10 protein-coding genes and 2 pseudogenes are annotated in these 12,745 nt (G+C 68.4%); 7 read left to right on the forward strand and 5 right to left on the reverse strand.

Annotated features, from left to right (window positions below):
- Positions 1–191: 191 nt before the first annotated feature.
- Positions 192–1,838, forward strand: coding sequence for a glycoside hydrolase family 13 protein (locus OG735_RS05445; RefSeq protein ID WP_327321996.1), 1,647 nt, complete (start codon positions 192–194; stop codon positions 1,836–1,838).
- Positions 1,839–1,847: 9 nt separating this feature from the next.
- Here the strand turns inward: OG735_RS05445 and OG735_RS05450 are convergent, their stop codons facing one another.
- Positions 1,848–5,282 carry an NB-ARC domain-containing protein gene (locus OG735_RS05450; RefSeq protein ID WP_327321997.1) on the reverse strand — a complete coding sequence of 1,145 codons (3,435 nt, stop codon included), beginning with the start codon at positions 5,280–5,282 and terminating at the stop codon, positions 1,848–1,850.
- A gap of 4 nt (positions 5,283–5,286) precedes the next feature.
- Entirely contained in the window at positions 5,287–5,736 is a 450-nt protein-coding gene (locus OG735_RS05455; RefSeq protein WP_327321998.1) for a hypothetical protein, read from the reverse strand.
- 214 nt (positions 5,737–5,950) lie between these two features.
- Between OG735_RS05455 and OG735_RS05460 the strand changes: the two genes are divergently transcribed.
- Together OG735_RS05460 and OG735_RS05465 are read left to right on the forward strand one after the other, a co-directional pair.
- The gene (locus OG735_RS05460; protein ID WP_327321999.1) at positions 5,951–7,183 is read left to right on the forward strand and encodes a hypothetical protein; all 1,233 of its coding nucleotides are present in this window, start codon (positions 5,951–5,953) and stop codon (positions 7,181–7,183) included.
- Between the two features lie 51 nt (positions 7,184–7,234).
- Positions 7,235–8,305 carry a UDP-N-acetylglucosamine 2-epimerase gene (locus tag OG735_RS05465; protein WP_327322000.1) on the forward strand — a complete coding sequence of 357 codons (1,071 nt, stop codon included), beginning with the start codon at positions 7,235–7,237 and terminating at the stop codon, positions 8,303–8,305.
- On the opposite strand, the gene OG735_RS05470 is transcribed toward OG735_RS05465, so the two are convergent.
- A complete protein-coding gene (locus OG735_RS05470) occupies positions 8,285–9,256 on the reverse strand; it encodes a hypothetical protein (protein WP_327322001.1) in 972 nt (323 codons plus the stop codon). The genes OG735_RS05465 and OG735_RS05470 overlap by 21 nt on opposite strands.
- A 107-nt stretch (positions 9,257–9,363) precedes the next feature.
- Here OG735_RS05470 and OG735_RS05475 point away from each other — a divergent pair, with 107 nt between their 5' ends.
- The gene (locus tag OG735_RS05475; RefSeq protein ID WP_327322002.1) at positions 9,364–10,206 is read left to right on the forward strand and encodes an alpha/beta hydrolase; all 843 of its coding nucleotides are present in this window, start codon (positions 9,364–9,366) and stop codon (positions 10,204–10,206) included.
- A 27-nt stretch (positions 10,207–10,233) separates the two neighbouring features.
- Positions 10,234–10,429 (forward strand): annotated as a pseudogene (locus OG735_RS05480) (SDR family oxidoreductase); the annotation flags it as partial.
- Positions 10,430–10,436: 7 nt separating this feature from the next.
- Here OG735_RS05480 and OG735_RS05485 read toward each other — a convergent pair.
- Positions 10,437–10,979, reverse strand: a complete 543-nt coding sequence (locus OG735_RS05485) for an FABP family protein (protein WP_327322003.1) — start codon at positions 10,977–10,979, stop codon at positions 10,437–10,439.
- A 404-nt stretch (positions 10,980–11,383) separates the two neighbouring features.
- Here OG735_RS05485 and OG735_RS05490 point away from each other — a divergent pair, with 404 nt between their 5' ends.
- Together OG735_RS05490 and OG735_RS05495 are read left to right on the forward strand one after the other, a co-directional pair.
- Entirely contained in the window at positions 11,384–11,950 is a 567-nt protein-coding gene (locus OG735_RS05490) for a hypothetical protein (RefSeq protein ID WP_327322004.1), read from the forward strand.
- Between the two features lie 305 nt (positions 11,951–12,255).
- Positions 12,256–12,411: a hypothetical protein gene (locus OG735_RS05495; RefSeq protein ID WP_327322005.1), complete on the forward strand. Its 156-nt coding sequence runs from the start codon at positions 12,256–12,258 to the stop codon at positions 12,409–12,411.
- 96 nt (positions 12,412–12,507) lie between these two features.
- On the opposite strand, the pseudogene OG735_RS05500 reads toward OG735_RS05495, so the two are convergent.
- Positions 12,508–12,689: pseudogene (locus tag OG735_RS05500) on the reverse strand (chitinase); the annotation flags it as partial.
- Positions 12,690–12,745: the final 56 nt, after the last annotated feature.

Raw genomic sequence — 12,745 nt, forward strand, 5'->3', positions numbered from 1 at the left:
GGAACTCGCTCTGTACGACGCGGCAGCGGCCGCACGGTTGGTCCCCGCACACTCTGACAGCCCAAAATCCAGCCGGAACCAGGGGTGGCCGGCCGGGCACGCCAATGCGCCGTCTGTGCGCCGCTGCGCGTCCCGCAGCGGGTTCCTACAGTCCGTGACACCGCGCTGTGCCCGAGCGGAGGGGGTTTGCCATGGCGACTGGCGACGCGGCAGGGTCCGGAAAACAGGCGTCCGAGGAGGCCTGGTGGCACGATGCGGTCATCTATCAGGTGTACCTGCGGTCGTTCGCCGACTCCGACGGGGATGGAGTAGGTGACATTCCCGGCCTCTCCTCCCGCCTCGATAATCTGACGCGTCTGGGTGTCGACGGGATCTGGCTGAGCCCATGCCATCCTTCGCCCGATCTCGACCATGGCTATGACGTCGTCGACTACACGGACATCGACGCGCGATACGGAGGGATGCCGGCGTTCCAGGAGTTCCTGGATCAGGCCCATGCGAGGGGCCTCAAGGTGCTCATGGACATCGTGCCCAACCACTGTTCGGCCGCCCATCCATGGTTCCTCAAGGCGCTCGCCGCCCCGCCCGGCTCGCCGGAGCGCGAACGGTTCATTTTCCGTGACGGACGGGGGCCCGACCGCTCCCTTCCGCCCAACAACTGGCCCGGAGGCTTCGGCGGCTCTGCGTGGACCCGTGTCGACGACGGCCAGTGGTACCTGCACACGTTCGACCCGGGGCAACCGGACTTCAACTGGCGGAACCCCAAGGTGGCCGACCACTTCGACCACGTTCTGCGCCGGTGGTTCGACCGTGGGATCGACGGCTTCCGCATTGACGTGGCCCACCTGCTGCTCAAACACCCCGACCTGCCCGACTGGCCCGATCTGACCATGTACAACGCGCACCAGCAGAACCAGCCCGGCATCCATGACGTCTACCGCCGCTGGCGCCGCATTGCTGATTCGTACGACCGTGAGCTGACCTACGTCGGCGAGGTATGGGTGCCCACGGTGAGCGACCTGGCGAAGTATGTGCAGCCGGACGAGCTGCACCAGGCGTTCTACTTCGACCTTCTCTACAGCCCCTGGGATGCCGCCGCGTTCCGGGAGGCCGTCGACCGGGGTCTCGACGGGATCGCCTCGGCAGGCACCATCGTCAGCTGGACCCTGGGAAACCACGATGTGCACCGAGTGGTGACCCGCTACGGGCGCGTCGGCCCGGACACCGGGGCAGGCGGCAGCCCTGCCCGGTCGCGTGGCGCGGTCGATGTCCGTCTCGGTGAGCAACGGGCACGCGCCGCACTGCTGTTCCTGCTCGCGCTTCCCGGTTCGATCTATCTCTACCAGGGTGAGGAACTGGGACTGCCGGAGGTCCAGGATCTGCCCGACCACGCCCGACAGGACCCGATATGGTCCCGGTCGGGACACACCGAACACGGGCGTGACGGGTGCCGGGTCCCGCTGCCCTGGCGCAAGACAGGGAGCAGCTTCGGATTCGGGGCCGGCGGTTCATGGCTGCCGCAGCCCGACTGGTTCGGCGACTACGCCGTAGAGCAGCAGTGGCTCGACGTGGATTCCACGCTGTGGCTGTATGCCCGCGCCCTGTCGAATCGTCGCGCACTGCGCGATCGTCTTGCCGGGGAAGCCCTTGAGTGGATGGCCGTGCCGGACCGCCCCGATGTGCTGGTGTACCGGCGCGGAGGGGTCATCTGCGTGACGACGTTCGGCGACGCGGCCTTGGACCTGCCGGCCGGATGGGGCCGTGTGATCTGTTCCTCCGCCCCGGTGGTCGACGGCCGCCTTCCGGGTGCAGCGGCGGCCTGGCTCCTCATCGGTTGACAGGTCATCTCAATGCGGTGCGGGCGCCGGCCGGCTCGGCGGGTACCGAAGGGTGAACAGGTAGAGGCCGGCATCACCGGCCACGCCGAGACCGGAGCCCTTCGACAGCCAGGTGCAGGCTCGGACCGGCTGCTCGACCCGCATGGCCGTACGGCAACTGCCAGTGACCAAGTCCCAGACGCGCACGGTGCCGTTGGTACTCGTGGTGGCGGCCCACGCGCCGTCAGGTGACAGGGCACACCCCCATAGCGGCCCGTCGTCTCCGGTCAGCGTATCCCTCAGCACGCCGGTGCCGGGGTCCCAGATGCGCAGTGTCCGGTCAAAGCCGGCGGAGACGAGAACGGTTCCGTCCGGGGAGACCGCGCAGTCGTTGATGCGACCGGTATGCCCGGTCAGAGTGCTGCGCAGGGCGCCGGTGGCCGTGTCCCAGATCCGCAGGATCTGATCCGACCCGGCGGAGGCCAGCCACGTGCCGTCCGGGGAGACCACACACCCGAACAACTGGCCGAGGTCACCAGTGAGCGTGGTGCGGAGGTCACCGGTGGCCGTGTCCCAGATCCGTACGGTGCCGTCGGAGCCGGCAGAGGCCAGCCACGTGCCGTCCGGGGCGATGCTGCAGCGGTTCACCCAGCCGGTGTGGCCTTCCAGGACGAGGCGCGGGGAGGCCGTGGCGACGTCCCAGACGGTGACCAGCCCGTCGGCGCCGCCGGAGGCCAGCCACGCTCCGTTCGGGGCGGCGGCGCAGCACCGCACCCAGCCGGTGTGACCCTCCAGGGTGGCTCGCAGCGACGCCGTGCCCACGTCCCACAGGCGCACCGCGCCGTCGGTGCTCGCGGAGGCGAGCCACGTGCCGTCGGGTGAGGCCGCGCAGTCGCGTACGGGCGCCACGGCGGGGGACGGTCCGGTGGGAGACCAAAGCATGGGGGATTCCCGGGCCCGCCAGATGCGTACTGTGCCGTCCGTGGTCGCCGCGGCGACCCAAGCGCCGTCAGGAGCGACGGCACAGCCGTTCGCCCCACCGGTGGCGCCGGAGTACACGGTGCGCGGGGTTCCGGTGGCCATGTCCCATACGTGTATGGTCCGGTCGGAGCCCGCCGAGGCCAGCCAGGTGCCGTCCGGGGAGATGACGCAGTCGTTCACCCAGTCGGTGTGGCCGACGAGGGTCATTCGCAGGGCGCCGTTGAGCGGGTCCCAGACGCGCACGGTCCTGTCGGAACCCGCCGAGGCCAGCCACACACCGTCACCGGAGACGGCGCAGCCGTTGACAGCGCCCTCGTGGCCCTCCAGCACCGCACGCAACGTACCCCCGGGCACCTCCCACAGACGCACCGTCCCGTCCGTGCCGGAAGTGGCCAGCCAGGTGCCGTCCGGCGAGACAGCACACGCAGTGACCGCTCCTTGGCCGCTGTCCCACCGTGTGCGGAGGGCGCCGGTGACCGGGTCCCAGACGCGCACGGTGCCGTCGGAACCCGCCGAGGCCAGCCACACACCGTCACCGGAGATGGCACAGCCGTGGACAGCGCCCTCGTGGCCCTCCAGCACCGCACGCACCGTACCGGCGGGCACGTCCCACAAGCGCACCGTCCCGTCGTCGCCGGCGGACGCCAGCCAGGTGCCGTCCGGGGCGACGGCGCATTTCCACACCCACCCGGTGTGCCCCCGAAGAGCAGCGCGCAGTGAACCGGACGCCGGATGCCAGATCCGTACGGTGCGGTCGAAGCCCCCGGAAGCGAGCCACGCGCCGTCGGGTGAGACGGCGCAGCCGCGCAGGGACCCGATGTGGCCCTCGAGGGTCCGGATCAGGGCAGGGTCGGGACGGTCGGGAAGCGCCCACAGCGCGGTGAGCCGAGGCGCGTCCAGCTGCAGCTCCGACCGGGCAACCAGCGACCGGAGTTCCTCCACACCGTCGATCCGGGACAACAGGGTGTCGGCCAGGCTCGGCCGCAGTGGGACCAGCAGATGCGCTGCCTGCCCGACGACCTTGCGAAGGGCCACGGCCGTCGGCGAGTCGGTCAATGCCAGGTCGGCGTCCGCGGCGACCGGGCCGTACCGCTCAATCCTGGCCAACAGCCACCGCAGGTCGCAGACGAGCTCTGCGAGCTCCTGCTGGCGTCCGGCTTCGAGGAGGTGGTAGCCCAGATGCCGCCACAGGTAGTCCACTTCGTCCGGCAGTGACCACCAGGCGGTGTAGGCGCCGCCCGGCGACGCGGCGTTCACCAGCGTCCGGGCCGCGGTCACGAGTGTCCGGTTGTGCTCGACCAGCCGTGCCGCGCCCTGCCGATGGCGTATGTAGCTGCGGATGACATCGTGCAACCGCATTGCCGGACCGTCCCGCCAGGTGCCGATGACCAGTCGCAGGGAGACGAGTCTCGCCCGAAGGCGTTGCGCCGCGGCATGGTCCATTCCGCCGGTTGCGGCCCAGAGCAGCGCCGCCACCTCGGTCGGCACATCGACGTCCTCGGGGAACACTCCCAGTTCGAAGTAGCGTTCTCGCTCTGCCGGGGTCAGCAGGCTGACGCTTGCCCGCATGCTCGCTTCCACGGCGCGCTCCCGGCTCTGTAAGTCGTCGATGTCGAGAGCGGCCGGGCCCTGGCCTTCCAGTTGGCCGATGACCCACGCGGCGGCTGCCTCGGCCGTGGCGCCTTGCCGCCGGCTGTCCACCAAGGCCGCGTTGACGAGGGAGAGCAGCACGGGCCACCTCCCGGTCAGGGCCGACAGCCGGTCCAGCGCCGCCTTGGGAAGGTCGGCCAGCCCCGCTGTCAGGGCCTGCGTCGCCTCGGAGTTCTCCATGACGTCGACCAGGATCGACGACGCCCCGCGTGGCAGTACGGTGCTGTTGCGTGTGGTGAGCAGTCTGCGGCAGCGCGGTGCACCGATCAGGAAGGGCCTGAGCTGAGCAGCGCTCCAGACGTCGTCGATGACCAGCAGGCTGGCGGGCCGCTGGTTGAGAAGTTCGCCAAGGCGGGCCCCGGCCAGTTCGGGATCGGACACCGTCGACGGCTGTCCTGACAGAACCTCGAACAATCCGTTGGCCTTGGCGGCCAGTTCACTGTCGGCCACGTGCTGACCGATCGTCACCCAGAGCAGCCCGCCGGGAAACCGTTCGCGGACGGCGGGATCCGTACGGCACACGTGTGCGGCCAGAGTGGTCTTTCCGAATCCCCCCGCCCCTTCCAGCGCCGTGGTGACGCCGACCACGTCGGTGTCCGACCCGATCAGCGCACTCGCCAGCAGCCGAACCAGTGCGGGGCGTTCGACTACCGGACCGGTGGGGGCCGGCACCATCCATGGGCGTTCGACCGGGAGCGGTGGCGGCTGCTGGCTGATGACGACTTTGCCGATGACGCCGGTGTTGGCGACGTTGACACCGCCGCTGTTGAGCTGGGTGACATCGCCGCTGCGCAACGAGGAGGGCAGCGGCGCGTCGTCCTCCTGCGGTGTCATCGGTTCACTGATCCGTGTCGGGAAGCCGGATGTCGCCCATGACGCCGGTGTTGGCGACGTTGACACCGCCGCTGTTGGCCGTGAAGACCTGACCGGTACCGACCGCTTCGGCCCAGCGGTTGTGGTCGGCCGGCAGCGTGGCCCGTAACTCGTGGGTCAGGGCGCGTAGTTGGTCGACCACCTCGGGGTGCTCCTGCATGAGGTCGGTCAGACGCGTACGCCACACCGGAAACAGTTCCTCGCGTATACGGCCGGACCCGCCGTCGGCGGCACCCTCGATCCGGGCCGCCGCCTCGTCCAGCCGTGATGCCGCGAGGCGTTCGCGTCGCGGGTCGCCCTGGCCGAGCAACCGCAGGAAGCCGGTGCGCGCGGTCTGCCACGCGTCGGTCGCTGCCGCGGCCACCAGAGCCGCGGCACCGGATGACGCCAGCGGAATGAGTAATTCACCGGCCACGACTCACCGTCCTTTGCAGGATACCTATAGCGTTGAATTACCATAGAACACCCCTGCGTGACAATGAGAGTGGGACGATCGGATACGTTCTCGCACTCATGTACTACGGAGTCAGGTCACTTGTGAGGCATGGCGAGAAACGCACTCTTGTGGCCTGAAGAGTGGCCAGGGTAGCTGTTGTTGCGTGGCCGATACCGCACTGAGTGGACCATGGGTGGGCGACGACGGCGCCCTGTACTACATGCGTCAAGTGGACAGCTCCCTGTGGTGGGCGGGATTGAGTGCGGATTCACCACTGGGCGTTAGCGATTTCCATCTGGGGCTCAGGTTCGCCAACGTCTTCAGGGGGCGACTCGTCGGTTCCTCGATCATCGGTGAATGGGTGGATACACCACGCGGTGACGTGCCGCAGAACGGCACCATGGACCTCACCGTGGTGTCCGGTGATGAGATCAGAAGATTGCGTGAAACCGGCGGATTCGGCGGCTCGGTCTGGCGACGGACGGAAACTCCCTCACGGCCGGACATCGCCTCTGCATTCCGGCGGCTCTTCCACCCTTGCGATCCCACACCGCCGCCTCCGGGGCCCGCATACTCCGGATCTCTCACCGCATACCAGGAGAACACCGTCGTCGAAGGTACCGTGGTTCAAAATCTCGTGACGCTGTCCGACCCGGTGGCTCCACAGGGCGGTTCATCCGTCAGCGACCAGCAGGTCGGCTTTGTCATGAGGGCCGACCGGATACTTCCCGTGCCGGAACCTCTCACGGCCATGCTCGACAAGCAGAACCGCATGGTTGTGTGCAGGATTCTGGTCCAGGGGACCAGGGACGGTTCCGACCGGGCCGGTGAATCCGGTCCCGTGCTCCCCGGATGGAGACAGCGGGACGCCAACAGTGTCCTGTTCGTCAACGGGCGACCGGTCAACGGATCCGTCCGGGTGCAGCAGAACGGCATCGTGCTGATGTCCGGCCGGGACCTGCCCCCTGGCACGCCCGTGCAGGTCCGTGGATTTCTGGCGCTCACCGATGATGGCGCCCCCCGGACCTCCGAAACCGGCGTCACCGAGCCACGGATCGAGGTGTGTCCGGTGTATTCGGTCCACGCCGTGACGCCGGTTGCCCGGGGAACGCTCACCGGGATCTGGACCGCGGACGACCTGGGCACCTACTACGTCCGCCAGATCGGCAACATTGTCTGGTGGCTCGGCATGAGCCACGACCAAGGCGCAACCTTCACAAACGTGTTCAGCGGAGTGGTCACATCGAACGGCACCGGCACGTCCGTGCAGGGCACGTGGGTGGATGTGCCGCTGGGAACACGCCGACGTGCGGGACGACTCATCGTCGATTCACCCGACGGTGTCACGTTGAACGCTGTCGGTGCCGCACCCCATGCGGTCGCCCGTCGATGGGAGAAGGTGTCGGACAACCTCGTTCAGCCCTAACGACCGTTCGGCTTCCGCGCCATGTGACGCTTCCAGGAAGACGGTGGACAAATGCGGGTCATCTCGGTGCTGGGAGGGCGTCCTCACCTGATCAAGTGCGAGACGATCCACCGGGCATTCACCGGTACTCCAGCGCGGCACGACTCCGTCGAGTGCTGGCTCGGCGCCGTCAGCGACTACCCGGGGGCGAGCGCCGACTTCGAGCTGCCAAAGCCCCTGGAAACCATACGTGAGCAGGACGCGGGCCAACTCGTCCGACGGCTGCGCGCCGTGCTGACGGTGGCCCGGCCATCCTTGGCACTGCTGTACGGCGACCTGGAAACGACGCTCGTCGGGCTGAGTGTCACCCAGCAGTTGTCGGTACCCGCGGTTCACGTGGAATCCGGATACCGCAGTGGCGATCTCACCGATCGTGAGGAGCTCATACGGATCGCCGTTGCCCATGGGGCGCACCATCGCATCGCCTTCACCCGGTCCATGGAACGCAACCTGCAGGAAGAGGGCATCGCCGCCGCAACGGTGTCCCGGTTCGGCAACCCGGCGCTGCAGACGCTTCACCGGCGCCTGGTCGTGATGCGGCCGGCCGTGGGCCGTCCCGAATCCCGACCGCCGGGGCTCGTTACCTTTCACCGCGAGGAGAACCTCCTCGACCCGCTGCGGATGGCATGGATCATCGGCTGTCTCGAAGCACTCGCAGCGCACTTCACGCTGTCGGTCGTGCTGTTCCGCCGGACCGAGATCCAGCTCCAGCGGTTCCGTCTCCGCGACCGCCTCGACGCACTCGCCGACCGCTTCAGCACCGTACGACTGCGGACCACACTGCGGTACACCGACTACGTCCGGGAGTTGAGCCGCGCCTCCTTCGTCCTCACCGACTCCTCCACGGTCCAGGATGACTGCGCGCTGGTCCGCAAGCCGTGCTTCGTCATGCGGCCGACCAGCCCGCGCCTGAGCGACTTCCCCACCACGACCAGAATCGTCGACGCCGTCGCACCGGAGCGTCTGGCGCTGCTGGTCAGCGAGAGCCTGGACGGTGACACCAGCGCCGAGCCCCCGAACACGCACAGAATGGGCCGCGCGTATGACACATCGTTCGTGGAACTACTGACGAGCCTCGTCTGATGCCCGGCGGATCAACGACCGCAGTGGGCCCAACAGACCCGTGCCCCAGAACGGGGTGGAGTTGAAGTCGATGATGTATGCCCGCCCGGCATCGTCTATCAGCACATCGAGGGCCCCGTAGCCGATCCGGCAGTGACCGGTGTACGCGGAGACCACGGCCCTGACGGATACGGGCACCTGCGCCGGGGCCGACACCAGCGTGCAGTCCGCTGGCACCCTGTCCACGGACCGGTGGCTTTCGAAAGCCAGGAACGCGACCGTGCTCCCATAAATGACGGCCCGGAACATGCGGCCCTCGGCATTCGAGATGTAGTTCTCGACGACGAAATCCGGCGTCGTCCACACTTCGGCGCCGATCTCGGCACGCCTGGCCACGAGGTAGTCCGGGGGACCGGACGAATGGCCGCCGGCCACCTCCGCGTGGCCTGCGAGCCTTGATCGGGACAGCAGTTCGGGAAGGCCTCCGTAATTGCGATTGGTCTTGATGATCAGGAGATCATCGGGTGCCCCATGGGGGACGGCCGTCGTGGTCGGTATGCCGATCAGGGCGCAGGACTGCTGCAGCCGCCGTTTCGAGATGTCGACGACACCTTGGTTCATCACATCGATTCCCCGGTCGCGCAGCCGTATGCCGAGCACCTCGCGTTGCGCGGGCAGGTGCTCGGCGCACGTCAGGTCGATGTGAAAGATGAAAGTTGAGACAGAGGTGGGAATCCTGGCGATGATGTCTTCGGGTGAATCATCTGGAAGTGCGTGCAATCGGATGCTCGACGGGAGGAGTCGCTGCAGCAGATAGCCCCGCCAGGAGCTGTGATCGTAGACCGCAACCCTCGCGTCACCGACGCACGGATCACCACCGGATGCCCGCGTGCCATCCCCCGCCATTCCGCCCCCTCGCGCACGTGTGCGTTCTTCGATGACGTGACGAATCGTCGATTCATCCGATGGCACCCGACTGCGGACCGATACAAGTATGGACTGCGAAAGCCGGGCGGAACGGTGAGACGGTACTTCCCGGCTGCAGAATCCCACAACGGAAGAGAGGCCCCGTGCCACTTATGTACGAGCACGATCGCCCTCCGGCCGGCAGGGCGACCGAGGACGGCGGGCGCGTCCTCATCGACGTCGCTGTGGCGCGGATCCCGGGCTACCGGCCACTCGAGTACGACCTGCGCACGCCGGCCGGGGCCGGCCCGTGGCCGGTGGTGTTCTGGGTGCACGGAGGGGCCTGGCGCACAGGCGGCCGCCGGGACCGGCCCCCGGCGGGACCGGAGTTCGGCATGCATGAGCGCCTGCTCGGCCGCGGATACGCCGTGGCGGACCTCAGTTACCGGCTCAGCCACGAAGCGGTCTACCCCTGCCAACTCCACGACCTTCAGTCGGCGATCCGGTGGACGCGTGCCTTCGCCGCCGACCTGAACATCGACCCCACGCGCTGTGCGATCTTCGGAGAGTCCGCAGGCGGGCACCTTGCCACCCTGGCAGCCCTCGCCACCACCCCACCCGACGGATCTGCGGCCCTGCAAGCTGCGATCGCCTGGTACCCACCGACCGATCTCACCTTCGCCGACGGTCCACCGGAGCCGGATGACCCGGCGATCCCGCTCTTCGGCGGGATGCCCGCCGATGTCCCCGAGGTGGCCCGGCTCGGCAGCCCGGTCCATCAGATCCGCAGCACGGCACCACCGCTCCTCTGCGTGCACGGCACCGCCGACCAGAACGTGCCACTGAGTCACAGCCAGGCGCTGGTGGATGGATTGCGCGCACTGGGAAACCGGGCAGAACTCGTGGCCGTACCCGACGCCAAGCACGGTTTCGAGGGATGCGACGACATCGGAGCCCTCATCGATCTGTCGGTCGACTTCCTGGACGACGCACTCGTTCGCGGCCACGGCAGATGACAACGGGTCGGGCGGGCCGACGCTCAGGAGGTGACCCGCGTCCTGCCCGCCGGGCGTCCCGGTGAGCCGCGCGAGGTCGCCGAGGCCGTCGCCTGGCTGCTCTCGCCCGCCTCCTCCTTCGTCAACGGAAGCCGTCTTCACCGTCGACGGCGGCGTGACCGCCCTCGCCCCCGGCACGCTCGCCTGCGACTTCCGGATCGAACCGCGAGCACCGCACGCCTGACGCCTGGTCAGGGGTTTCGTCGAAGCCGTGCCGAAAGGTGGTGCTGCAGGGGTTGACCGACCGCCGCGAGGTCATGGACGAAGGCGAGCGTGTCCTCGTCCGTCACGGTGTAGCGGCGGCGGGTGGCGTTCACCTCCTTGGCCGTGGGAGTGAGAGCCACCTCGTGGGTGGTGAGGTCGACCGTGCCGGCGTCGGCGCTGCCGACCAGGATCTCCGCGATGCCGGTGGGCTGGGTGATCAACGCCTCCACACGTCCATCGGGTTGGAGCCGCCACCAGCCGCTCTCCCGGGCCGACGGCCGCAGCGGGGTACCGTCCGCGCCGAGCAGCCAGGCGCGCGCCTCGTAGTGGAGAAAGGGCCGCCCGTCGTGGCTGAAGGTGACCTCCTGCGCGTACGTGAACTCCTCGTCGAGCGTCGGATATCCGCCCCGGCCCCGGCCGGCCCAGGTACCCAGCAGCCCGATCACCGGATCGAGCAGTGCGTGCGGTGCGGGTGCCTCGTCCGATCGCAGGGCGTCGGGATACGGGGGCTTCTGGGCGGGGTCGTACATGATGCGCGCTCCTGGGTCGAGGCCGGTGCCGGACGGCAGCTTAGGCGGACGCGTGGACCGCCCGGGCGAAGGCTTCGCTCAGCATGAACACGGCGCGGGGGGCGGAGTTCATGACGGCTGAGCCGGCACGGAGATGGGGGTCGGCCCTCCAAAGCCGTCGCGGAACGGCAACCGCGGACTCTTCGCCCAGCCGTACCGGCCACGGGTCCGCGCGACTACGTGTGCGAGTACGCAGTTTCCCGGATGCCGGGGAGGCTCGCCGCTGTGAAGATCGCTCCACGAGCCGTGCGTCGGGGCGGACTGGATGCTCTCTGGCGTTCTTCTCCCTTAGGTCGGAGCTGTTTCTGTCGACCGACGCGTCACCGGCGTCGAGCAATATGGGAGCGGTACAGGGAAGGCAACGCATGAACCAGCGTCAGCAAGTGGAATTCCACGCCTCGTGCGGGCACCTGATCTCGGCTCCGGCCGACCGCGCCGAGCAGGACGTCCGTTGCCCCCACTGCCACCAGGTGGTCCGGGCCCCGTCGGCCGATGTTCCATACGCCTCGCCCGTGCTCGCCCCCGATCCCGCGCCGGCCGGGGCGGCGGAGCCGACCGCCCTGACCGCCCTCTACTTGACCGCGCTGATGGCCGGTGTGCTGGGCGCCGCCCTCGTCTACCTGGTCATGTTCAACGAGTTCTCCGAGTCCGAACTGGTCACGATCACCCCACTGTGGCTCTTCCCGATCGTCTTCGGCCTGTACGGTTTCGTCTCCCAGCGGCTGCTGCGCCATATCGCCGCGGGGCGCGCGGGAACCCTTGGCCAGGCCGCCCGCATGTCGATCGACGTGGCCGGTCATTGGGCAGCCCTGGTGCTCTTCCCGTTCCTGGTGCTGAGGTGGCGCAGCTCCCTGCTCGTGTCGCTGGCGGCGGCGGTCTTCTGGGCCGTGCTGCTGTGGCTCTTCTTCGCAGTGCTCTTCCCGACCCTCTGAGCGCCGCCACGGCATCACGCAACGCGCCGAAGGGAAACAGCGATGTCGCCATCGGTCTGCTTGATGTTTGAGGCAGCTCGCACTGGCGTCTGAAAACGGTGAGAGGCAGGTAACGAATTGTGCCGCTGACCTTTCCGTCTCATGCCGCCGCCGTGACGCCGTTGAAGATACGGCGGCCTGACTCGTTCGACGGCATCGCGCGAGTGGTAGGTCGAGTCCACCGCGCCGGATCTTCCCTACGCGGTGGGCGCGCCCTTGTTGACGTACGGACACACCTGGCCGGACTCGCCCTGTCGGGAGTCCCCTTGAGCGTTGTCGCCACCCTGCTCATGGAACTGGGTTGGGCGGCGGAACTTGAAGATCTGTTCCTCCGGGTCGGCGGCAGGTTCTCGCGCGTCGAGCCGCGGCGGCGGATGCGCGACGCCGTGCGAGGGCTGCCCCCGTCGTCGTCCGTCGCGTGAGTCTCCTCCGCGGCATCTCCTGGAGGCTTCAGGGGAACTACGTAATCGAGTACGTAGGTTCAGCGCCCGTACCGGGTCCTCCAAGCCGCCGGAGCATCACGGCAGCGCGAGTACGTGCGGTCCCACCGCGCCCCGACCACGCGTTGCCCGCAGCCGCGTCCCAGTTCGTCGACCAGGTCGTCGCGCCCGCAGGCTGGATACGTCTTCAACGGCTTGAAGGAGCCGCAGCCCGTGCCCTTGGTCAAACAGTCCAGGGCGTCGTTGACCACCGTGCCCAGGGCCCACCCGGGACGGGAACAGGCCGGCCTGCCCCGGGCGGCACACCTGCGGAATA

This window comes from Streptomyces sp. NBC_01210, from assembly GCF_036010325.1.
In the GTDB taxonomy this organism is placed as follows: domain Bacteria; phylum Actinomycetota; class Actinomycetes; order Streptomycetales; family Streptomycetaceae; genus Streptomyces.

Bases quoted from the DNA above. Each gene is read 5' to 3' on its own strand.
- OG735_RS05445 (WP_327321996.1), top strand. From the start codon at position 192: ATGGCGACTGGCGACGCGGCAGGGTCCGGAAAACAGGCGTCCGAGGAG.
- OG735_RS05450 (WP_327321997.1), bottom strand. From the start codon at position 5,282: ATGACACCGCAGGAGGACGACGCGCCGCTGCCCTCCTCGTTGCGCAGC.
- OG735_RS05465 (WP_327322000.1), top strand. From the start codon at position 7,235: ATGCGGGTCATCTCGGTGCTGGGAGGGCGTCCTCACCTGATCAAGTGC.
- OG735_RS05490 (WP_327322004.1), top strand. From the start codon at position 11,384: ATGAACCAGCGTCAGCAAGTGGAATTCCACGCCTCGTGCGGGCACCTG.
- OG735_RS05475 (WP_327322002.1), top strand. From the start codon at position 9,364: ATGTACGAGCACGATCGCCCTCCGGCCGGCAGGGCGACCGAGGACGGC.
- OG735_RS05485 (WP_327322003.1), bottom strand. From the start codon at position 10,979: ATGTACGACCCCGCCCAGAAGCCCCCGTATCCCGACGCCCTGCGATCG.